A 20,375-nucleotide genomic window follows, 5' to 3' on the forward strand; every position below is an offset into this window, starting at 1 on the left:
GCCTACTCCTTCTCGAGCTGTCGTGTGTCTTCGTCGCGGGCGCGCCGCCAGGTCAGGACGCGCTCGGGGGTCCGGCCGCCCACCGGGTTCACGGCGGTGCCGCGCAGTGACAGCGTCCTGCCGTCGAGCGCGGCGCGGCGCACCTGCCGGGTGCCCGCCATCCGCGGATGCGCGCTGACGACGACCTCGTGGGTCATCTCGTCGCCGGCCAGCAGCCACCGGCCCGAGTACCCCATGAAGGTCTCCCGGGAAGGGCCGTCCCCCGTCTTCATCATGCTCACCGCGACATGACCGTCCGCGGTGTAGATCAGCAGTCCCTCGGGCGCCTCGCCCAGAGGGCCCGCGACCGTCGACCCGTCCTCGTCCAGCTCCGTGTACGAGGCGAGCCGCCACACCCCGACGACCTCCAGGGGGGTCATCGAAGGCGCCTGCTGGAGACCTTGTACGGACCGAGCCGGAAGGACGCGCCCTGCCCGAAGAGCCGCCCGGCGTCCGTGCTCAGCTCGTCGGCGAAGTCCTGTTCCTCGGGCTCGCCCACCGAGGGCCGGTAGTACGTCGTGTGCGTGCGCGACGAGAGGCGCACCAGCCCCCGGCCGGTCGGCCAGGAGGCGTCCAGCAGGGTCAGCAGCCCCATGCCGGGGTTGAGCTGCCGAGGCCGGATCAGCGTCTCCTCGCCGCCCTCGTCGAGCGTCGCCGTCGACCGGTCCAGCCGGAAGCCGATGCGGTCCACCTGGAACACCTCCCGGCCGTCCAGCAGCCAGCGCACCACGCCGGCGGAGCGGTCGTAGGCGATGCCGAAGTCGTGGACGTCCTCGGGCCGGCGCGTGGCCAGCGGCACCGTGTGCGCGAACGAGGCGTAGTCGCCCAGCTCGCCGCGCATGAAGGTGGGCCGCCCGTACCAGGCGTAGATCCGCTTGTTGGTGACGACGAAGTCGAAGGAGACGGACGTCTCCGGATCGGTGGTCAGCATCATCGCGGACGCCAGGCGCAGGTCGTCCTCCGGATCGCTCACCGCGTCACCGAACGGGTGGCCCCCGGTGCCGTGGGTACGCCCGGTGAGCCGGGTCTCGAAGAGCAGCTCGTGTCCGTGATGGGCGTCGAAGCCGGGGTGGCCGCTCGTCGCGGTGTGACTGGTGTACGCGATGAACTTGGCGTGGTCGCCCGAGCCCGGCATCCCGATCGGGTTGTCGGCGGGGATGGTCTGGGTGAACGCCGGCTCGCCGGTCTCAGGGTGGCTGCCGCGCGCCCGTACGGAGAGCTCGCCCCTGCGGGTGGTGACGATCCCGTCGTCGGCCCGGTACGGCCCACCGGCCACATGGAACCAGCGGGCGTCGGGGCCGTCGGCCACGAAGCCGTCGGCGAAGTCGTCCCAGACCCGGTGGTAGTCGTGGCCGCGCCGCCCGGCGGTCGCCGTGCCCGGCGTGGCCATGACGGTGCCCAGAGCGGCGGCGGCCAGCAGCAGGCCGTGCCGGGAGACGAATGTTCTGCGCGGCATCGGAGCCGCCCCTTTCCTCGTGGGATTCGGTTGCGCGGGGCCCGGTTCCCGGTCCGCGCTCACCTGTGGCCCTCCAGTACGGCGGCCACCGCCGCGGGGAACGAGTCCACGACCGTGTCGGCCCCGGCCCGCTTCAGTTCCTCCGGGGTGGAGACGCCGTACGAGACGCCGATGACGCCCATCCCGGCGGCCCGCCCCATCTCGGCGTCGGGCACCCCGTCGCCGATCACCACACACCTGCCGGGCGGCAGCCCCAGCAACCCCGCGACGTGCAGGGCCATGTCCGGAGCCGGTTTGCCGTGCGGCACGCTGTCGTCGCCCGCGACGGCCGTCAGCCAGGCGTCCAGCCCGGTGATCGCCGCGATGGCGTGCGCGGCCTTCTCCACCTTCGAGGTCGCCAGGGCCAGCGCGAAGCCCGCCCGGGACAGCCGCTCCAGGCCGTCGAGGACACCGGGGTAGAGCAACCCCGGTCCCGCCTCCCGCACATGGGCGCCGAACCGCTTCCCGTACTCCTCGGTCGCCCCAATGACCCTGGGGTCGTCGACGGGCAGGCCCATCAGGCCGGCGAGGGACGCCGGCAGCGGGCGTCCGACCGTGGCCAGGACCGCATCGCGGGACACCCGGGTGCCGGACGCCGCCAGGACCTCGGTGGTGAGGGCGGCGATGGCCGAGGGGGTGTCGGCGAGCGTCCCGTCCAGGTCCAGGATCACCCCGGTGACCGCCGCGGGAGCGGTCACCGCTCGGCCTGTACGGCGCTCAGGGCGACGGAGAACTCTCCGGCGACCCGGGCGGTGCTCAGCAGCAGCGAGCGCCCGGCCCTGGGCATCAGCCCGTCCGACGCCTTGGCCAGCGCCTTCATCAGATACGGGCTGACCGCGTTGCCCACGACACCGGCCCGGTCGCACCGGTCGAGGGCGTCGGCGATGGCCGCCTCGACCAGCGCGCCGTTCACCGCGTCCCGTTCGTCGATCGGGCTGGTGAGCAGGACCGTGCCCGGCCCGTTCACCTGCCAGTGCGCCTCGGCCGCACGGGCGGCGGTGCGCAGGTCGTCCATCCGCGTCACGGGCACCTCGACGTCGCGCACCACGAAGGCCGGGAGCCTGTCGGTGCGGTAGCCGAACACCGGGATGCCCGCGGTCTCCAGGTACTCGGCGGTCAGCCGGTGGTCGAGGATGCTCTTGGCGCCGCCGGACACCACCGTCATCCGGGTGCGGCGGAACTGGAGCAGATCGGGGGAGATGTCGAGGGTGTCCTGCCCCCGCCGGTGCACCCCGCCGATGCCCGCGGTGGTGAACACCTGGATGCCGGCACGCTCGGCGATCACGATGGTGCCGGCCACCGTGGTGGCGCCCAGTCCGCCGCCCGCCAGCGAGGCGCCGATGTCCCGCGAACTGATCTTCGGGATGCCCTTGGTGGTCGCGAAACGCTCGATGAGGGTGTCCGTCAGACCGACGACCAGTTTCCCTCCGGCGATTCCGATGGTGGCCGGTACCGCGCCCGCGTCCCGCACCGCCTTCTCGATCAGCGAGGCGGTCTCGGACGAGGGGTCGGTGGTGATGAGCGACGATTCCAGTGCCACCACCGGACGGTGCTCCGCCAGCGCGGTGGCGATCTCCTCGCTCACCTCGAGCAGCGGGTCGGGCTGTCGTTCCATGTCCGGGGTCCTTCCTGACAGGGGGGAACTGACTCGGTGCCACCATCGGCGCCCGCGCTGGAGCGCCGGTCGAGCAGCCGTCGAAGCCGGCGCAGTAGCCGTACTCCAGGGAAATTCCGGCCCGGGCGGCCACGGTGACGCGCCAGGACACCGACGACACAGGGGGCAGTTGTGGCACGGCGAAGAGCAGGACGCGGACTGGCGTACGCGGTGGTGGCCGGAGCGGCGGTGGCAGCGCTGCTGCCGGCCACCACCGCGCAGTCGGCGGCGAGCACGCGGGGACCCCAGGTCCTCTTCCAGGACCGGTACGACAGCGGGTTCAGCACCGGTGAGGACGGCAACTGGATGGTCCTCGGCGACGCCGAATGGCCCGAGGGGGACGCGGTCGTCACCACCTCCGGCGGTGTGCTCGACGTCGTACCCACCGGTGTCAACCCGAAGACCGGCGACCCGGCGTACGCGCGCAGCGTGGGACCGGAAGGAGCGGAGGGCGCGGACGACCACATCAAGTGGATCGCCTTCCCCAACCGCTACACGGCCGAGGGCGTCCCCGGCTTCGACGTCCCCGCCACCGGTTCCATCAGCTGCGCGCACCGGGTGGCGGGCCGGACCTTCGGCACCGAGAACCCGTTCGGGGCCACCGTCGAGGACCCGGCGTCCGACATACGGCTGGCCTCCATCGCGCTCATCACCGCCGACTTCGAGTCGCAGGCCATCGCCGACTTCTCGGTGACCAACGACACGATCTACGCCATCTACGAGCGCCTGCCGAGCGAGACCGCCGACTACGCCTCGTACGGCTACGCGATACCGGTCGGCACCACCCGGCCGGGACGGATGCACGACCTGGAGGTACGCATCGACCAGGGCGGCAAGCGGGTCGGCTGGTACGTGGACGGAGTGCGCAAGCTCGGCACCGACAGGATCGGCACCCGGGCCTTCGACCGTAAGTACATGACACTCGACCACGGGGGTACGGAGGAGAGACTGACGCTGAACCAGATCACCTGCGGGATGGCCCTCGGCAGCCTGCTGGACGGGGCGAAGCCGGGCGTGAGCGACGGCACCGCGCTGATCAGGCTCAAGGACAGGCAGGACTTCTACTTCGATCCGCGCCGCGGCGAGCCCGTGGAGCAGACGTTCCTCGACGAGGAGAGCCTCCCCGCGAACCGGCTCTTCGGCCAGGGAGCCCAGATACGGCTCGACACCACCCAGGTGATCGTCAGGCCCTGAGTGCCCTCCCGTCGTGGGAGGCGGGAGACGAGGGAGCGGAACCGCCGGCCCGGCGGTTCCGCTCCCACTCGTGCGTCTCATCCTCTCCGCGGGTCCCGCCGCCGCACCGGCGGGACCCGCGGAGAGGGGTGCCCGGCAGGGCGCCGGCTGCCCGCGCCCTGCCGGGCGGTGAGCGGGTCTACGGGCGGGTCAGGTCCAGTTCGTAGGCGTGTCCCGCGTGGGAGTTCGAGAGCGGGCGGTCCTGACTCCCGTTCAGCACCTGCTGGTGCAGTGCCCTGATCCGGCCGGACGGCTCGACGCCGAGCTCGCCGACGAGGGTGGTGCGCAACTGCTGGTAGACCTCCAGGGCCCGCCAGGTGTGCCCGGAGCGGTACAGCGCGATCATCAGCTGCGCGTGGAAGGTCTCGTGCAGCGGATGCCGGGCCGCCAGCGTGCGCAGCTCCCCGATGAGTTCGGAGTGCCGTCCGAGCCGCAGATCGGCCTCCACCCGTAGTTCGATCGCCCGTGCCCTGGCCTCCTCGATGCCAAGGATCTCGGTGGCGAGGACGCTTCCGGTCGGTACGTCCACGAGTGCCGGCCCCTGCCACAGGCCGAGCGCGCTGCCCAGCAGTTCGGCGGCGTGGCCCGCCTCGCCCCGCTCCAGGGCGGCGCTGCCCTGTGCGGTGAGGCGCTGGAATTCCCCCGCGTCGGACCTGCCGACCGGTTCGCTCAGCTGGTAGCCGCCGAACCGGGTGGACAGGACGTCCTTGGCCGCCGGCCGCCGTGCGGCGGGCCGTGCGGCGTCGATCCTGCGGCGGAGCTGGAGGATGTAGGTCTGCAGCGTGGTCTGGGCGCTGCGGGGTATCCGGTCTCCCCAGATCTCCTCCATCAGGACGGGTACGGGGACGATCCGTCCCGCCCGGAGCGCGAGAAGCGCCAGTATCTGGCGGGGTTTGCCGGCGCTGGGAACTATTGATGTGCCGTCGAGGCGTACGTCGAGCGGTCCTAATATTTCGATGTCCATAGCTAGGCCCCCTGTTCGGAAATGCCAACCGGAGCCTTGCAGAGGCGCGTGAATCCTCACAGTGAATCCGTCATGAATGTACCCGTTAATTATTCACGTGCGGCCCGATGCCCGTTCGGGTTGAGCTGTTTCCAGCCAACCGAAGAATGCCCCACGGAACCGGCCCCTGGTATTGGCAGGGCCTCAAGTGTGAAATATGACACCCCTCCGCGGGAGTGGGAAGGGGGATGTAACGTTAATTTTTCGGAGGAGGGATACGGGCGAAAAAAAGCCCCCCGCTCCGATTGCTGGGCGGGGGGCTTCCGGGGTGTTCTGGCAGCTCCGGAGCGGCAGGGGTGGATCGGGAGGGTCAGTTCCGTCGGCAGTCCACATGGCTGATCTGCTTCCAGGCCTGGCCGGGGAAGCGAATGTATGCGTCATCCGTGAACCGTTCCGCGTCGACGATACGGAACTCGTCCTTGCTGTCGGCGCGACCGGCGGGTGTGACATACGGTCCCTGGAAGCGGATCATGCCAGACTTCCAGCCGCGCGAGACCGCGTGTCCGGTATTGCCCCAGGTATCCCAGTAGAAGGTGAGGAACTCGTCGTCGATGGCGTTCCTGCCGAACACCCAGCGCCCCTCGAAAGGAGGAGTGCTGCCCGTCAGGACCATTTCGTAGAATTTATCGTCAAGAGTCTTCACGGTCTTCCACTCCACCGTGACCGTGGTCGGTTCGGGAAGGGTGACGTCGGTGTACGCGCAGCTGAAGTCGCCGAGCAGGAAGTCCAGGCCGGTGAGCGGTCCCGCGCCCGTCCGGGCGCCTGCCGCGGACGGCTGTCCCCAGGCGGCGAGTGAGCCCGTCGCGACGAGTGCGAGTGCGCCGGCGAGCGCGGCGAGTGAGCGGCGGCCGGATCTCATGGCGGGTGAAGCGGGCATGGTGTGTCCTCTCGTGGAAGCCGATGTGCGGCTCACCGTCGCGGAGCGTGCTCGAGAGGTGGTCGAGGGAGCGCGGACAGCCCGGTGCCCCGCCGCGAGCGCTCGCGGCGGGGCACCGGTGGCAGAGATTGCTGCCGGCCGGGAAACAGGTCCGGGGTCAGGCTCCCGGCGGGGCGACACCGGTCGGCACGGCCGCTCCGGGCCGGTCGCCGGCGTCCCCGTCCCCGGCGTCCCCGTCCTCGTCGTCCTCGTCGGATTCGAGCTCGCTCATGTCGACCCGGCCCGGAGGCAGGACGAAGGCGAGCAGCCCGGCGAGCACATAGAGGCCGACGACCGTCAGCAGCCCGGTCACCGCCGAGTCGACGGGGGAGTGGTGGTCCTCCAGCAGGGTGAAGTAGACGGTGCCCACGATCGCGACGCCGGTCGCCGCGCCGACCTGGATGGCCGTGTTGACCAGCGAGGAGGCGGCTCCCGAGGACGACTTGGGCATCTTCGCCAGCACGATGGTCAGCAGGGTCCCGGCCACCATGGCGAGGCCGACGCCGGAGATCACCATGCCGGGGACCAGGTGCCACCACTCCAGCGAGCCGGACCAGTGGTCGACGGTCCAGGTCACGACGCCCATGCCCACGGCGATGACCGCGCAGCCCAGGAGCACGACCTTGCGGCCGAGGGGCATCAGCTGGGGGGCGACGGCCGATCCGATGCCCACGCCCACGGTGAAGGTGGCCAGCGCCACCGCCGTACGCAGCGGTGAGTAGCCCTCGGCCGTCTGGAGGTGGACCGTCAGCACCACCTGGTAGGCCATGCCGCAGAAGAACAGCACGGCGACCAGCAGTCCGCCCACCGAGCTGCGGTGGCGCAGCAGGTCCGGGTCGATGATCGGGGACTCGCCCCGGGCGGCGACCCGGCGCTCGTAGACGGCGAAGAGCCACAGCAGGACCGGGCAGGCGACCATCAGGGCGAAGGTCCACCACGGCCAGCCCAGTTCCCGTCCCTGGACGAGCGGATAGAGCAGGCTGACCAGTCCCGCGGTCGCGAGCAGGGTGCCGCGGATGTCGAAGGACTCCCGGGTGTCGGCGCGCGACTCCCGGGTGAGGTAGGCGGCAGCGGCGAGCGCGATCAGGCCGACCGGCACGTTGATGTAGAACACCGGCCGCCAGCCCAGGTCGAACAGGTCGGCCTGGAGCAGGATGCCGCCGAGCAGCGGGCCGCCGATGCCTCCGACGGCGAGCGACATCCCGTAAAGCGACATCGCCTTGGGCCGCTCGGACTTGGGGAAGTCGACCTGGAGCATCGCCAGGACCTGGGGGACCATCAGGGCCGCCGCGACGCCCTGGAGGACACGGGCGATGATGAGCATCTCCGCGTTGACGGCGGCGCCCGCAAGCGCCGAGGTGGCGACGAAGGCGCCGAGGCCGATCAGATAGATGCGGCGACGGCCCAGCTGGTCGCCGAGCCGGGCGCCGGTGATCATCGCGGCCGCGAAGGCCAGCGTGTATCCGGCCACGGACCATTCCAGCTGCGAGGACGAGGCGTCCAGGTCGCGCTGCACGGCGGGCAGCGCGACGTTGAGGACGGTGTTGTCCACCATGTCCATGAAGACGGCGAACAGGGTCACGGCCAGCGTGGCCCACCGCTTCGGGCTGTACTGCGGCGGCGGTGGTGATACGGCCAGATGTTCCACCGTCATGGGTCGGCCCTCCGGTAGGCTCGAGCTGTAGGGGAGAGTGGAGCGAATAGCTTTGCTTTCAAAACAAAGCTATTCCGGGGGGTGTGTCATGTCAAGCGCCGACCGGACCGGAGCCGACCCCTCGCACGACCTCGGAGTCGACGACGGGGTCCGCACGCTGCTGCTGCTGATGCCGCGCGTCGTCGCCCGTACCAAGCGCACACCGGTGCCGCCGCAGCTGGAGAAGTACAACCTCGCGCCGCGCCACCTGTCGCTGCTGGCCTATCTGTACTTCGACGGACCCCTCGCCGTCAGCGAGCTCGCGACCCGCCTGGAGGTCGCGCCGGCCACCGTCAGCCTGCTCGTGGGCGAGCTGAACGGTTACGGCGTGGTCGACCGCGACAGCGACCCCGCCGACCGGCGCCGCAGGATCGTCGGCATCTCCGAGGAGTACGTGGAGGCGGTGCGCGGCTGGCTGGGGAACGGCGTGCGGGCCTGGCGGACCGCCCTCGAACCGCTGAGTCCCGCCGAGCGCAGGACGTTCATCGACACCCTCCGGGTGTACGAGCGCGCGCTCACGGACGAGCGGGAGGGCCCGGCCGACGCCGGCTGACCCGGGGTCAGATGAGGCGGTTCTCCTGTGCGATGCGCACCGCGTCCACCCGGTTGCGCGCGCCGAGCTTGCGGCCGATCGCCGTGAGGTGGTTGCGGACCGTTCCGGTGCTCAGATGCAGCTCCTGGGCGATGTTCTGCACGTCCTCGCCGCCGGCGGTGAGGCGCAGGATCGTCGCCTCGCGGGGAGTCAGCCTGGGTAACGGTCTGTCCCAGGACGAGAGGGTGAGCTGCGGGTCTATGACCCGCTGTCCGGCCACCACCTTGCGGATCGCGCGGGCCAGATCGCTCGGCAGCGCGTCCTTGAGCAGATAGCCGTCGACCTCGACCCCGAGCGCCCGCAGCAGAGTCGCCGTGGCGGGGTGCCCCGTGATGATCAGGAGCCGGCAGGAGGGCAGGCACGAGCGGATCTTCGCCACCGCCTCCAGCCCGTCGGTGCCGGGAAGGTCGATGTCGATCACCGCGACGTCGGGGCGGAACTCCAGCACGGTGAGGAGGATGTCCTCCGCGCGGCCGGCCTCCGCCACGACGTGGAAGTCCTGCTCCATCTGCAACAGGGCCACCAGGGCCCCGCGCAGCATGGGTACGTGCTCAGCGATGATCAGCCGTATCACAGTGGCTCCCCCCGGATGAAGGTCAGTGTACGTCGAACGGCCTTGCTACACAGGGTTGTTCCTGCTGGGCGGGGTGTCGTCGGACCGTACCGGTCCGACGGCCCCGGCGCACCGCGTCCATGGCCTCCCACGAGCCCTGAGCGGGGTTCGAGGGCTTCTCCACCGCCCGCCCCGACGCTGGGCCCGGCAGGGCGTCCGGACCGCGGCGCCGGAGCCGAGAGGGAGGAAGACGGCTATGCCATGGACCATCAGCACGGCCGGGACGCGCCACAGCGCGCTGCTCGGGATCGGCGGATACCGGCCGCGCCGGGTGGTCGGCAACGCGGAGATCTGCCGGCTCATCGACTCCAGCGAGGAGTGGATCGAGACCCGCAGCGGCATCGTCGAGCGGCGCTTCGCCGCCCCCGACGAGAGCCTTCCGGTGATGGCGGCGGCGGCGGCCGAGAAGGCCCTGGCCCAGGCGGGTACTTTGCCCGCCGATGTCGACCTCGTCCTGGTGGCGAGCATGTCCAACCTCGTGCAGACCCCGCCGCTCGCCGTGCGAGTGGCCCACGAGCTGGGCGCACGGGCGGCAGCGGCCCTCGACCTCTCCGGCGCCTGCGCCGGCTTCTGCCACGCGCTCGCGCTGGCGTCCGACGCGGTCAGGGCGGGCAGCGCGCACCGCGTCCTGGTCGTCGGGGCCGAACGCATGACGGACATCGTGGAACCCACCGACCGCACCATCTCCTTCCTCTTCGCGGACGGTGCGGGCGCGGCCGTGGTCGGCGACTCCGCCACGCCGGGCATCGGCCCCGTCGTACGGAGGGCGGACGGCGCTCACGGCGACGCCCTGCGGATGACCGCTCCCTGGGCAGGCCCCGGCACCACCTCCGCGGGCCCGGGGGAGCGGCCCTGGATGCGGATGGACGGCCGTCGTGTCTTCCGGTGGGCCATGGACGAGGTCGCCCCGGCCGCGGCGCGGGCGCTGGAGGAGGCCGGCACGGCACCGGGCGAGCTCGACGCCTTCGTGCCGCACCAGGCGAACCTCCGGATGATCGACCTCATGTCCGAGCGGCTGGGCCTGACCGGCAGAACCGCGGTGGCACGCGATGTGACGCGCTCGGGGAACACCTCCGCGGCCTCAGTGCCGCTCGCCCTGGAGTCGATGCTCGCCTCCCAGCAGGTCTCCTCGGGGGACACCGCCCTCCTCGTGGGCTTCGGGGCGGGACTCAACTACGCCGCGCAGGTGGTGGTCCTGCCGTGAACCGCACCGACCGGGGGAGTACCGCCGCGCCGGAGTCCCCGCCGACCGGCGAGGACTTCCGCGCCGCCATGGCCCGGCTCGCGGGCGGGGTCGTCGTCGTCACCACATGGGACGCCGAAGGGGCCCCGCGCGGGTTCACCGCCACCTCGTTCTGCTCCGTCTCCATGGACCCGCCGCTGGTGCTCGTCTGCCTGGCCAGGACGTCGAGTTCGTACCAGGTGTTCAGCGAGTGCCAGGGCTTCGCCGTCAGTCTCCTGCGCGAGGACCAGAGCGCGCTGGCCACCCGGTTCGCCCGCTCCGGCGGCGACAAGTTCCGCAGCGAGGACACCGCTCCCACCCCGCGGCTGTTCCCGGCGGTCGCGGGCGCGCTCGCGGTGCTGGACTGCGCGGTGCACGCCCGTCACCCGGCCGGGGACCACATCATCCTGGTCGGCGCCGTCGGGCACGTCCTGCCCGGCCGGGGCGACCCCCTCGTCTACTACGACCGGGGCTTCCGGCAGCTGCGTCGGCCCGCCCACCCCGGACTGCCCGGCGCCTGACCGCGCGCCCGGCGCCCGCGCCGGAGTGCGCCCCGTGTTCGCGCGGGGGCCCGGTCCCCGGGACACCTCGGCGGCGCCCCCTTCCCAAGGAGCGGGAAGCGGTCCAGGATTGACCCCTCCGCGATGTCGGCGCACGGCGTCGTGGGACACGGACCGGCGTGGCTTCGTGTGGAAGGATCTGCCGGAGCGCGCCACTCGGGGCGGCGCCCGCACCGCCCGCCCGGGCGTGCCGGCGCACCCCGGGGGCGGCCCGAACGGCAGCCCGCCCGGTCCCTGGACGGACTCCCGGTGCGCCGAGGAGACCGGCCGGGCCGGTCGGTCCGGGCGGTCTGCGTACCGACGCGAATGGAGACGAGTTGTGACACGCACTCTGATCACCGGCGGCCTGGTCATCACAGCATCCGACGAACTCCATGTGGATGTGCTCGTCGACGGCGGACGCGTCGTCGCCCTCGCCACACCGGGGAGCCACGGGTGGACCGCCGACACGGTCATCGACGCGACGGGCAAGTACGTGATCCCCGGCGGCGTCGACGCCCACACCCACATGGAGATGCCGTTCGGCGGGACCTACGCCGCCGACACCTTCGAGACTGGGACCCGGGCCGCGGCATGGGGCGGTACCACGACCATCGTGGACTTCGCCATCCAGAGCATGGGCCGCTCGCCGCGCGAAGGACTCGACGCCTGGCACGCCAAGGCCGACGGCAACTGCGCCATCGACTACGGCTTCCACATGATCCTCTCCGACGTGAACGAGTCCTCGCTCAAGGAGATGGACCGTCTGGTCGCCGAGGGCATCACCTCGTTCAAGCTCTTCATGGCCTACCCGGGCGTGTTCTACAGCGACGACGGCCAGATCCTCCGCGCCATGCAGCGGGCCTCGGGCAACGGCGGCCTGATCATGATGCACGCCGAGAACGGCATCGCCATCGACGTCCTGGTCGAGCAGGCACTCGCCGAGGGCCGCACCGACCCGCGCTACCACGGCGACGTGCGCAAGGTGGCCCTGGAGGCCGAGGCCACGCACCGCGCCGTCCAGCTCGCCCGGGTCGCGGGGGCGCCGCTGTACGTCGTGCACGTCTCCGCGGACGAGGCCGTCGCCGAGATCGCGAGCGCCCGCCACAAGGGACTCCCGGTGTTCGGCGAGACCTGTCCGCAGTACCTCTTCCTCTCCACGGACAACCTCGCCGAGCCGGACTTCGAAGGCGCGAAGTACGTCTGCTCGACCCCGCTGCGCCCCCGGGAGCACCAGGAGGCGCTCTGGCGCGGGCTGCGCAACAACGAGCTCCAGGTCGTCTCCACCGACCACTGCCCGTTCTGCTTCTCCGGCCAGAAGGAGCTCGGCCGGGGCGACTTCTCGAAGATCCCCAACGGCATGCCGGGCGTGGAGAACAGGCTGGACCTCCTCCACCAGGCCGTCGTGGACGGCCACATCTCCCGCCGGCGCTGGATCGAGATCGCCTGCGCCTCCCCGGCCAGGATGTTCGGGCTCTACCCGAAGAAGGGCACCATCGCCCCCGGAGCCGACGCCGACATCGTGGTCTACGACCCGGGCGCGGAGCAGACGATCTCCGCCGAGACGCACCACATGAACGTCGACTACTCCGCGTACGAGGGCAAGAAGGTGACGGGACGGGTGGAGACGGTGCTGTCACGCGGGGTCCCGGTCATCAAGGACCGTGCGTACGTCGGGCACGCGGGCCACGGGACGTATCTGCCGCGGGGTCTCAGCCAGTACCTGTGACGTCCACAAGTTCCTCCCCGGGCCGCATGTGAGTCCACGCCGCGCCCCCCCGGGCGGTTTTGACGGTCCATCAGGCGACTCGGAAGGTCCTTGCCCGATGTTCCCCCGGACTCGAATGCTTCGCGCGTAGACTCCCCCTTCCCAAAGGCCGGGAAGCGGTCCAGGATTGTCCCCCCGCCCGGGTGCGCCGGTTGTCCGGCGTACGCGGGCGGGCGGATCGACGCTGCTCCGGTCACGGCATCGGCACCCGCGCGCCATGTGTCAGTACTTCGAACAGGAGCATCTGTCATGGATTTCGGACTCGTCCTCCAGACCGACCCGCCCGCCTCCGCCGTCGTGGGACTCATGCGCCGGGCGGAGCGCAACGGCTTCCGCTACGGCTGGACCTTCGACTCGGCCGTGCTGTGGCAGGAGCCCTTCGTCATCTACAGCCGGATCCTGGAGCACACCGAGCGGATGACCGTCGGGCCGATGGTGACCAACCCGGGCACCCGCACCTGGGAGGTCACCGCCTCCACCTTCGCCACCCTCAACGAGATGTACGGCAACCGCACCGTCTGCGGCATCGGGCGCGGGGACTCCGCGATGCGGGTGGCCGGGCGCAAGCCCAACACTCTGGCCAGGCTGGGCGAGGCCATCGACGTGATCCGCGATCTCGCCGAGGGACGCGAGGCCACCGTCGACGGCCAGCCGGTCCAGATCCCCTGGGTCAAGAACGGCAGCCTGCCCGTCTGGATGGCGGCGTACGGTCCCAAGGCCCTCGCACTGGCCGGGCAGAAGGCCGACGGCTTCATCCTCCAGCTGGCCGACCCCTACCTCACCGAGTGGATGGTCAAGGCGGTACGCGACGCCGCCGCCGAGGCCGGGCGCGACCCGGACTCCGTCACCATCTGCGTCGCCGCCCCCGCCTACGTGAGTGAGGACCTGGACCACGCCCGCGAGCAGTGCCGCTGGTTCGGCGGCATGGTCGGCAACCACGTCGCGGACCTCGTCTCGCGGTACGGGGAGCACTCCGGCCTGGTGCCCGAGGCCCTGACGGAGTACATCGCGGGGCGTTCCGGATACGACTACAGCCATCACGGCCGCGCCGGGAACCCGGACACGGCCTTCGTCCCCGACGAGATCGTCGACCGGTTCTGCCTGCTGGGACCCGCCGAGGCCCATGTCGAGAAGCTCCAGGTCCTGCGGGACCTGGGCGTCGACCAGTTCGCCGTCTACAACATGCACGACGCGCGGGAGGCGACGATCGACGCCTACGGCTCGACGGTCATCCCCGCGCTCTCCGCCTGACCCCTCCCGCAACCGGCAGGTGGTCCGGGCCCCACACGCCCACGCCCCGCACGGCACATCTCCCGAGCGAAGGGTCAAGCCAGGATGACCGCTACCGTCCCTCCCGTCCCACCGTCCACCCCGGGGGAGCCGATACCCGACCCCTCGGGCCGGATCGAGCTCACCCCCGGGTCCGTTCCCGACGACTCCCGCTTCGTCAACGACGACCTGCTGCCGGTCCCGCTGGAGCGGCGCACCTGGACGACGTACAGCTTCGCGGCCCTGTGGATCGGGATGGCCCACAACATCCCCTCCTGGCTGCTCGCCTCCGGGCTCGTCGCGCTCGGCATGGACTGGAAGCAGGCCGTCCTCACGATCGCGCTGGCCAACCTGATCGTGCTGGTCCCGATGCTGCTGACCGGGCACGCGGGTCCCAAGTACGGCATCCCGTTCCCCGTCCTGGCCCGTGCCTCCTTCGGGCTGCGCGGCGCCAACCTGCCGGCGCTGATCAGGGCGGCGGTCGCCTGCGCGTGGTTCGGCATCCAGACGTGGATCGGCGGCGTCGGCATCTTCACGCTGCTGGGCAAGATCTTCGGCGGCTGGGCGCAGGCCGGTGAGATCGGCGGGCAGCCCTGGACGCTCTGGCTCTGCTTCGTGCTCTTCTGGGCGCTGGAACTCGCCATCATCCACCGGGGCATGGACACGCTGCGCCGCTTCGAGAACTGGGCGGCGCCCTTCGTCCTCGTCGGCGCGGTCGTCCTGCTGGTCTGGATGGCGTCGAAGGCCGGCGGATTCGGCCCGCTCCTGGACCAGCCGTCGGCCCTCGGCTGGGGCTCGGACTTCTGGCCGGTCTTCTTCCCCTCGCTCATGGGCATGATCGCCTTCTGGTCCACGCTCTCCCTGAACATCCCCGACTTCACCCGCTTCGGCGCCGGCCAACGCGCCCAGATCCGGGGCCAGTCGCTGGGGCTGCCGACCACGATGACGTTCTTCGCGCTGCTCTCCGTCTTCGTCACCTCCGGCTCGCAGGCCGTGTACGGGGAGGCCATCTGGGACCCGGTCCAGCTCGTCGCGAGGACCGACAACGTCTTCGGGCTGCTCTTCGGGCTGATCACCGTGCTGGTCGCGACCATCTCCGTGAACATCGCGGCGAACGTCGTCTCACCGGCGTACGACCTGGCCAATCTGGCGCCGAAGCTCATCAACTTCCGTACGGGCGCGCTGATCACCGGTGTCGTCGGTGTCCTGATCATGCCGTGGAAGCTCACCGAGACGCCCGAGCTGTACATCTTCACCTGGCTGGGCCTCGTCGGCGGTCTGCTCGGTACGGTGGCCGGCATCCTGATCGCCGACTACTGGATCATCCGCCGCACCGTCCTCCACCTCCCGGACCTCTATCTGCCGGGCGGCCGCTACTGGTACACGAACGGGTGGAACTGGCGTGCCGTGGCCGCCTTCGTGGTCGGCGGCGTCCTCGCGGTGGGCGGTTCCCACTCCGCCCCGGGCAAGGGGCCGTTCCCGGCGGACGGGCTGATTCCTTTCCTCAGGCCACTGGCGGACTACGGCTGGGCGGTCGGGCTGGCCTCGTCGCTGGTGCTGTACGCCCTGCTGAGCTCCGGCGTCAGGACTGGGACGGAGCCCGGCCGAGCACGGCGCTGACGTCCACCGTGTCGTCGGCGGGCGGAGTGGCCGTGGGCACCGGCTTGTCGAAGCCGGAGAAGTCCACGGCCGCGTCCGCCCCGTCGCCCGCCACGGTGATCCGGACCGGCAGGTGCTCGCCCTCCGTGTCCACGTACGCCGTCAGTCTCTGATCGTGCACGGTCCGCGTGACCGGGATCGTGCGTACGCCGTCGACCGTCGTCACCTTCCCCTTGGTGAACGTCCCGGTGGCCGTGCCGGAGTTGTCGGAGACCAGCTCTCGGAAGGTGTCCAGATCGCACGCCTCCACGACGGGACTCAGCCGGGAGTCCGAGGCGTCGCCCTTCATGAACCGCCCGGCCAGTACCGCGTTGAAGGCCGAGCCGCCGATCGGTACCTGGTTCTTCCAGAAGTCCGCGTCCGGTTTCAGCCAGACCGAGTCGCCCCGTTTGATGATCTCGACGGAGCCCTGGTCGGTGCCGAGGTCCACGTCTCCCGCGCAGTTGCCGTCCCGGTCCAGGGTGAGATCGACCGTCATCGGGGTCCGGTCCTTCCCCAGGTCGCCCTGCGCGCGCAGATGCACGGACCGTACGTCGAGCAGCGCGTCGCGTGAGCGGTCGGCGATCTGCTCGGCGGGGAGCGACTCGATGTCGTCGTCCGCGTGGGCCGCCGTGCCCCCGGCGACGGCGATGACGACGACCGTAGCGCAGGCGGCGGCGCGAGCGGCTGTGCGCTGTTTCGTCACGGCGCCTCCTCGGAAACGTCCCTGGTCAGGGCCTTCACAGGCAGGGTTCACCTCTATTGGCGAGCGTACGCCCGCGCGCGGTTGCCTGCGCGGCGGACCGAGTGTACGGAGGGTGAGGTTCGGCGCTGTTTTTGGCTACGGAACGTGGGGGATGGCTGCCGTGAAGATCACCGGAACTCGACCGGAATCGAAGGGGAGACCATGAAGAAGCTGCTCAGGGGGAAGACCGTCCGCGCGCTCGTGCGAGGTGCGGCCGTCACGGGTCTGACCGTCGCACTCGCGGTGCCGGCCACCGCCGCGGTGGCCTTCGCACCCACCGCCATCCCGCCGGGGCTGTCCTGCCACACCGGCAAGCACGCCATCGACGACTACACCGGCTACGCGCTGTGCCGGAACGACGGCTCGGCCACACAGACCTTCTGGGTGCATCTGGTCTGCGGCTGGTCACCCGACGTGGACGGCGACCACGTCACGCTCAGGCCGGGCGAGTCCGGGCAGTCGACCGCCCACTGCGCCGGACTCGGCTCGGGCATCGGGGAGATCCACGTACACCCGTAGTCCCTCCCGGTCCACGGCACCCGTCTCCCCGGCGTTCGCGCGCCAGGAGACGGGCACCGCTCCGCGTGCGGCGTGCTTGAGTGGGCCCGCACGCCTCGTTACTCTCCAGTAGACCCGCTCGGGCGGCCCGGGGCGGACCCCGGGCCGGTGCTCCGGCGGACGCGAGGAGGCGGTGGCGATGTCTTCGGCAGACCCCATGGAGCGGACCGGACCGATCAGGCCGGCCGAGCCGCCCCCGCCGCCCGGCCTCGCCGACTGTGCCCGGGAGCTGGCCGAGGGCCGGACCACGTCCGCCGCGCAGGTCGCCGCCGCGTTCGCACGCATCGAGGCGAGCCGCCGCACCCTCAACGCCTTCCGCCAGCTGCGCACCGAGGCCGCGCTCGCCGAGGCCGCCGACGCCGACCGGCGGCTCGCGGCGGGGGAGAGGCTGCCGCTCCTCGGGGTGCCGGTCGCCGTCAAGGACGACACCGACGTCGAGGGCATGCCCACCTACTTCGGCTGCGACGGAACGCTGCCGCCCGCCGCCGCCGACAGCGAGGCGGTGCGCAGGCTCCGGGCGGCCGGGGCCGTCGTCGTCGGCAAGACCAACTCCTGCGAGTTCGGCCAGTGGGCCTTCACCGAGGGGCCCGCGTTCGGCACCACCCGCAACCCCTGGAACACCGCGCACACGCCCGGTGGTTCGTCGGGCGGCTCGGCGGCTGCCGTGGCCGCCGGACTCGTCCCCGCCGCGCTGGGCTCGGACGGTGCGGGCTCCATCCGCATCCCCGCCGCCTGGACGCACCTCGTCGGAATCAAACCGCAGCGCGGCCGGATCTCCGTACACCCCCACAGCGACGCCTTCCAGGGCCTCACTGTCAACGGCCCCCTCGCCCGCACCGTCGCCGACGCCGCGCTCCTCCTGGACGCGGCGGCCGGACCGCACCCCCGAGACCCGCACCGCCCGCCCGCCGTCGACGCGTCCGCCGCGGCCCGCCGCGACCCGGGCAGGCTGCGCATCGGCCTAGCCCTGCGGCCTCCGCCCACCCTCACCCGCAACGCGCCCCACCCGGAGGTCCTGCGCGCCGTCACCGCGCTCGCCGAGACACTCGCCCGGCTCGGCCACCACGTCGAGGAGGCACACCCCCGCTACGGGCTCATCGGCCTCTCCTTCGTGCCCCGCGCCACCGCGGGCATCGCCGAACTCGCCGCACTGCACCCGGAACCCGGGCTCCTGGACCCGCGCACCCGCAGCGCCCTGCGCACCGGGACCCGGCTCGGCGGCCGGATCGTGCGGGCCGCCCGCGCCCGGGAGGTGCGCCAGCACGCCAGGATCGGCGCGTTCTTCGACACCTCGCGCGACGGGGACGGGCGCGGATACGACGTGCTGCTCACCCCGACCACGGCCGCCCCGCCGCCGCGCGTCGGGGAGTTCGACCACCTCAGCGCCTGGCGCACCGACCTCTCCATGACCGCGGCCTGCCCCTACGCCTGGCCCTGGAACGTCCTCGGCTGGCCGGGCGTCAACGTCCCGGCGGGCTTCACACGCGAGGGCCTGCCCGTCGGCGCCCAGCTACTAGGCCCCTCCCGCAGCGAGGCGCGGCTCATCTCGCTCGCCGCCCAACTGGAGTCGGACCGCCGCTGGTTCGAGCACCGGCCGCCGGCGCTCAGCGCGGCCGGCGGGCGCTGACCACCCAGATCCCGGCCCCCAGCAGGACGCCCCCGGGTGTCTCGTAGGGCCGGAAGACGTCCGCGATCGCGGCGCGGGTGGCGTCCGGGACCGGTGGCCCCTGCGAGCGCGACACGAAGAAGTCCGCCGCGTCCTCGGCGTCGGCACCCCAGCGGGTCGCGGCGGCCACCGGCTTCGAGGAGATGTCCTCGAAGCCCGCCGAGTCCAGCACCGCACCGGTCCGGTCCGGATCGGACAGGGACGCCATGGCCTCGGCCACCGGGGTGTTCACCGCGTGGTCGCCGCCCGTCAGGGACGCGAGACGGGCCAGCGCCTCGCGTTCCCCACCGTCCGGCGGGGCGGGCCGCGGGCAGACGAACACCAGCCGGCCCGCGGGGCGCAGAGCCCGGCGGATGTTCCGGAAGGCGGTCACATGGTCGGCGAAGAACATCACCCCGCCCCGGCTGATCGCCAGGTCGAAGCCGCCCGGTTCGAACGGATGGACCTGCGCGTCCCCCAGTTCGAAGGTCACGTCTCCGTCCCGCGCGCGATCGGTCAGGGCCCTGGCCCGCTCGACCAGGGGCTCCGAGATGTCGACCCCGGTCACCCGGCCGCGCGGCGCGAGCCGCGCGGCGGCCCGGCTGGTTCCACCGGTGCCGCACCCGATGTCCAGGACCCGGTCGGCCGCTCCGAGGGCCGCCGCTTCGAAGAGCGCCGCGTCGAAGGGGGCCAGCATCGCGTCGTACCGCTCGGCGTGCGCGGCCCAGTGCCGGCCGAGGGGACCGTTCCACGCCTCCGCCGCGTTCACGCGTGCTCCCCGGCTGCCGTGTGCACGAGCGCCTCGACGCGCTCGACGGCACAGATCGCGCCGAAGGCGACGAGGTGGACCAGGCGGTGGTCCGTACGGGGCGGCACATGCCACGCGGCCACGTCCTCGTCGGTGATCCGGTAGGGAGCACGCGCCGCGAGCAGGGCCAGCCTGGCACCCGGCCGCTCCGCACGCGAGGGCAGTTCGGCGGTCAGGGGCAGGGGCGTGACACCGTCCCAGGCCGCCACCGAGTCCCGTACGGACGCGGCGTCCTCCTCGCTCAGCAGCCCCGCGCCCGTGCGGGCCGCGGTGCGCAGCGCCCCGTAGGCCGTGCCCACGGGGCTCTCCGCCGCCCAGGGCGGTGCCTCACCCTCGGTGCCCAGCAGCGGGAGCGAGGCGCCCGGTTCGAGCTCGCGGCGCACCGTACGGGCCAGGGAACGACCCGCGGTGCTCCGCACCAGCCGGTATCGCTCGACACCGCCGGGGAGCATCACCTCGGACAGCAGGGAGGAGACGACACGGTTGATGAAGTGGAAGGCGAGCGCCGTGCCCACGTACTCGGCCGTCTCGTGCGCCGGGAACGGCCTCGCCCCGGTCATGTCCTTGCCCCAGGCGAGCAGTTGCCGCTCACTCGGGTCCTCCGGCTCCTCTCCCCGCAGGAGCGTCTCGGCGAGCCGGTGGTCGCCGGTGGCGTGCAGCAGCACGCTGTGAGCGGTCACACAGAACGGACACCGGTTGGCCAGGGAGACCCCCGCCGCGACCACCTCCTTCCCGGTGCGCGAGGCACGTCCGGCGAGCAGGGACTCCCGCATCAGGGCCCAGGTGGCCGTCAGCAGGGAAGGGGAGGCGGAGAGGACGACGAAGGTGGAGGCGTCCTTGATGCCGAAGTCGGTGACCAGCTGGGCGTATACGTCGGCCACCGCTCCGGTGGCGGACTTGGGCGGTGCGGGCGAGGTGTACCGGAAGGGTCCTGTCATGACGACG

The 20,375-nt window shown here is 71.9% G+C and carries 20 protein-coding genes; 9 read left to right on the top strand and 11 right to left on the bottom strand.

The window, feature by feature from the left end:
- Positions 1-2: 2 nt before the first annotated feature.
- From AMK10_RS17340 to AMK10_RS17355, 4 genes are read right to left on the bottom strand one after another with little or no spacing between them, the layout of a single operon-like run.
- Positions 3-419 carry a lipocalin-like domain-containing protein gene (locus AMK10_RS17340; RefSeq protein WP_079180744.1) on the bottom strand — a complete coding sequence of 139 codons (417 nt, stop codon included), beginning with the start codon at positions 417-419 and terminating at the stop codon, positions 3-5.
- Positions 416-1,495, bottom strand: coding sequence for a DUF6081 family protein (locus AMK10_RS17345; RefSeq protein WP_079180745.1), 1,080 nt, complete (start codon positions 1,493-1,495; stop codon positions 416-418). Before AMK10_RS17345 ends, AMK10_RS17340 begins: the two co-directional genes overlap by 4 nt.
- A gap of 59 nt (positions 1,496-1,554) precedes the next feature.
- A complete protein-coding gene (locus AMK10_RS17350; protein WP_079180746.1) occupies positions 1,555-2,232 on the bottom strand; it encodes an HAD family hydrolase in 678 nt (225 codons plus the stop codon).
- The gene (locus tag AMK10_RS17355) at positions 2,229-3,149 is read right to left on the bottom strand and encodes a pseudouridine-5'-phosphate glycosidase (RefSeq protein WP_073748690.1); all 921 of its coding nucleotides are present in this window, start codon (positions 3,147-3,149) and stop codon (positions 2,229-2,231) included. Before AMK10_RS17355 ends, AMK10_RS17350 begins: the two co-directional genes overlap by 4 nt.
- A 171-nt stretch (positions 3,150-3,320) precedes the next feature.
- Here AMK10_RS17355 and AMK10_RS17360 point away from each other — a divergent pair, with 171 nt between their 5' ends.
- On the top strand, positions 3,321-4,382 hold the full coding sequence (locus AMK10_RS17360) for a DUF6081 family protein (RefSeq protein ID WP_079180747.1): 1,062 nt from the start codon (positions 3,321-3,323) through the stop codon (positions 4,380-4,382).
- Positions 4,383-4,560: 178 nt separating this feature from the next.
- Here AMK10_RS17360 and AMK10_RS17365 read toward each other — a convergent pair whose 3' ends face one another.
- The 3 genes from AMK10_RS17365 to AMK10_RS17375 all read right to left on the bottom strand — a co-directional run bounded on the left by AMK10_RS17365 (position 4,561) and on the right by AMK10_RS17375 (position 7,994).
- Complete coding sequence (locus AMK10_RS17365; RefSeq protein ID WP_073748691.1) at positions 4,561-5,385, bottom strand: AfsR/SARP family transcriptional regulator; 825 nt, start codon at positions 5,383-5,385, stop codon at positions 4,561-4,563.
- Positions 5,386-5,734: 349 nt separating this feature from the next.
- The gene (locus AMK10_RS17370) at positions 5,735-6,301 is read right to left on the bottom strand and encodes a DUF1579 domain-containing protein (protein ID WP_143194962.1); all 567 of its coding nucleotides are present in this window, start codon (positions 6,299-6,301) and stop codon (positions 5,735-5,737) included.
- Between the two features lie 157 nt (positions 6,302-6,458).
- Positions 6,459-7,994, bottom strand: a complete 1,536-nt coding sequence (locus tag AMK10_RS17375) for an MFS transporter (protein WP_073748693.1) — start codon at positions 7,992-7,994, stop codon at positions 6,459-6,461.
- Between the two features lie 88 nt (positions 7,995-8,082).
- Between AMK10_RS17375 and AMK10_RS17380 the strand changes: the two genes are divergently transcribed.
- Positions 8,083-8,586, top strand: coding sequence for a MarR family winged helix-turn-helix transcriptional regulator (locus AMK10_RS17380; protein ID WP_073748694.1), 504 nt, complete (start codon positions 8,083-8,085; stop codon positions 8,584-8,586).
- A gap of 7 nt (positions 8,587-8,593) precedes the next feature.
- Here AMK10_RS17380 and AMK10_RS17385 read toward each other — a convergent pair whose 3' ends face one another.
- Positions 8,594-9,199 (bottom strand): response regulator, encoded by a 606-nt coding sequence (locus tag AMK10_RS17385; protein ID WP_073748695.1) that lies wholly within the window; start codon positions 9,197-9,199, stop codon positions 8,594-8,596.
- Positions 9,200-9,434: 235 nt separating this feature from the next.
- Between AMK10_RS17385 and AMK10_RS17390 the strand changes: the two genes are divergently transcribed.
- The 5 genes from AMK10_RS17390 to AMK10_RS17410 all read left to right on the top strand — a co-directional run bounded on the left by AMK10_RS17390 (position 9,435) and on the right by AMK10_RS17410 (position 15,656).
- On the top strand, positions 9,435-10,442 hold the full coding sequence (locus AMK10_RS17390) for a beta-ketoacyl-ACP synthase 3 (protein WP_073748696.1): 1,008 nt from the start codon (positions 9,435-9,437) through the stop codon (positions 10,440-10,442).
- On the top strand, positions 10,439-10,981 hold the full coding sequence (locus AMK10_RS17395; RefSeq protein WP_073748697.1) for a flavin reductase family protein: 543 nt from the start codon (positions 10,439-10,441) through the stop codon (positions 10,979-10,981). Before AMK10_RS17390 ends, AMK10_RS17395 begins: the two co-directional genes overlap by 4 nt.
- 358 nt (positions 10,982-11,339) lie before the next feature.
- Positions 11,340-12,728: a dihydropyrimidinase gene (gene hydA, locus AMK10_RS17400; RefSeq protein WP_073748698.1), complete on the top strand. Its 1,389-nt coding sequence runs from the start codon at positions 11,340-11,342 to the stop codon at positions 12,726-12,728.
- 288 nt (positions 12,729-13,016) lie between these two features.
- On the top strand, positions 13,017-14,018 hold the full coding sequence (locus tag AMK10_RS17405) for a TIGR03842 family LLM class F420-dependent oxidoreductase (protein ID WP_073748699.1): 1,002 nt from the start codon (positions 13,017-13,019) through the stop codon (positions 14,016-14,018).
- An 84-nt stretch (positions 14,019-14,102) separates the two neighbouring features.
- Entirely contained in the window at positions 14,103-15,656 is a 1,554-nt protein-coding gene (locus tag AMK10_RS17410) for an NCS1 family nucleobase:cation symporter-1 (RefSeq protein WP_073748700.1), read from the top strand.
- Here the strand turns inward: AMK10_RS17410 and AMK10_RS17415 are convergent.
- Entirely contained in the window at positions 15,619-16,380 is a 762-nt protein-coding gene (locus AMK10_RS17415; protein ID WP_073748701.1) for a hypothetical protein, read from the bottom strand. The two genes, AMK10_RS17410 and AMK10_RS17415, sit on opposite strands and share 38 nt — an antisense overlap.
- Before the next feature lie 201 nt (positions 16,381-16,581).
- On the opposite strand from AMK10_RS17415, the gene AMK10_RS17420 reads away from it, so the two are divergent.
- Complete coding sequence (locus AMK10_RS17420; protein ID WP_073748702.1) at positions 16,582-16,938, top strand: hypothetical protein; 357 nt, start codon at positions 16,582-16,584, stop codon at positions 16,936-16,938.
- 178 nt (positions 16,939-17,116) lie between these two features.
- Positions 17,117-18,604, top strand: a complete 1,488-nt coding sequence (locus AMK10_RS17425; protein ID WP_073748703.1) for an amidase — start codon at positions 17,117-17,119, stop codon at positions 18,602-18,604.
- On the opposite strand, the gene AMK10_RS17430 is transcribed toward AMK10_RS17425, so the two are convergent.
- Entirely contained in the window at positions 18,582-19,391 is an 810-nt protein-coding gene (locus tag AMK10_RS17430) for a class I SAM-dependent methyltransferase (RefSeq protein ID WP_073748704.1), read from the bottom strand. The genes AMK10_RS17425 and AMK10_RS17430 overlap by 23 nt on opposite strands.
- Positions 19,388-20,368, bottom strand: a complete 981-nt coding sequence (locus tag AMK10_RS17435; protein ID WP_073748705.1) for a carboxymuconolactone decarboxylase family protein — start codon at positions 20,366-20,368, stop codon at positions 19,388-19,390. Before AMK10_RS17435 ends, AMK10_RS17430 begins: the two co-directional genes overlap by 4 nt.
- Positions 20,369-20,375 lie beyond the last annotated feature (7 nt).

Origin of the sequence: Streptomyces sp. CB02058 (assembly GCF_001905505.1) — a bacterium.
Taxonomy (GTDB): Bacteria; Actinomycetota; Actinomycetes; order Streptomycetales; family Streptomycetaceae; genus Streptomyces.

Excerpts from the sequence above, each read along its gene's own strand:
- AMK10_RS17405 (WP_073748699.1), top strand. The coding sequence starts at position 13,017 with ATGGATTTCGGACTCGTCCTCCAGACCGACCCGCCCGCCTCCGCCGTC.
- AMK10_RS17390 (WP_073748696.1), top strand. The coding sequence starts at position 9,435 with ATGCCATGGACCATCAGCACGGCCGGGACGCGCCACAGCGCGCTGCTC.
- AMK10_RS17375 (WP_073748693.1), bottom strand. The coding sequence starts at position 7,994 with ATGACGGTGGAACATCTGGCCGTATCACCACCGCCGCCGCAGTACAGC.
- AMK10_RS17340 (WP_079180744.1), bottom strand. The coding sequence starts at position 419 with ATGACCCCCCTGGAGGTCGTCGGGGTGTGGCGGCTCGCCTCGTACACG.
- AMK10_RS17370 (WP_143194962.1), bottom strand. The coding sequence starts at position 6,301 with ATGCCCGCTTCACCCGCCATGAGATCCGGCCGCCGCTCACTCGCCGCG.
- AMK10_RS17380 (WP_073748694.1), top strand. The coding sequence starts at position 8,083 with ATGTCAAGCGCCGACCGGACCGGAGCCGACCCCTCGCACGACCTCGGA.
- AMK10_RS17365 (WP_073748691.1), bottom strand. The coding sequence starts at position 5,385 with ATGGACATCGAAATATTAGGACCGCTCGACGTACGCCTCGACGGCACA.
- AMK10_RS17435 (WP_073748705.1), bottom strand. The coding sequence starts at position 20,368 with ATGACAGGACCCTTCCGGTACACCTCGCCCGCACCGCCCAAGTCCGCC.
- AMK10_RS17410 (WP_073748700.1), top strand. The coding sequence starts at position 14,103 with ATGACCGCTACCGTCCCTCCCGTCCCACCGTCCACCCCGGGGGAGCCG.
- AMK10_RS17345 (WP_079180745.1), bottom strand. The coding sequence starts at position 1,495 with ATGCCGCGCAGAACATTCGTCTCCCGGCACGGCCTGCTGCTGGCCGCC.
- AMK10_RS17425 (WP_073748703.1), top strand. The coding sequence starts at position 17,117 with ATGTCTTCGGCAGACCCCATGGAGCGGACCGGACCGATCAGGCCGGCC.
- AMK10_RS17420 (WP_073748702.1), top strand. The coding sequence starts at position 16,582 with ATGAAGAAGCTGCTCAGGGGGAAGACCGTCCGCGCGCTCGTGCGAGGT.
- AMK10_RS17355 (WP_073748690.1), bottom strand. The coding sequence starts at position 3,149 with ATGGAACGACAGCCCGACCCGCTGCTCGAGGTGAGCGAGGAGATCGCC.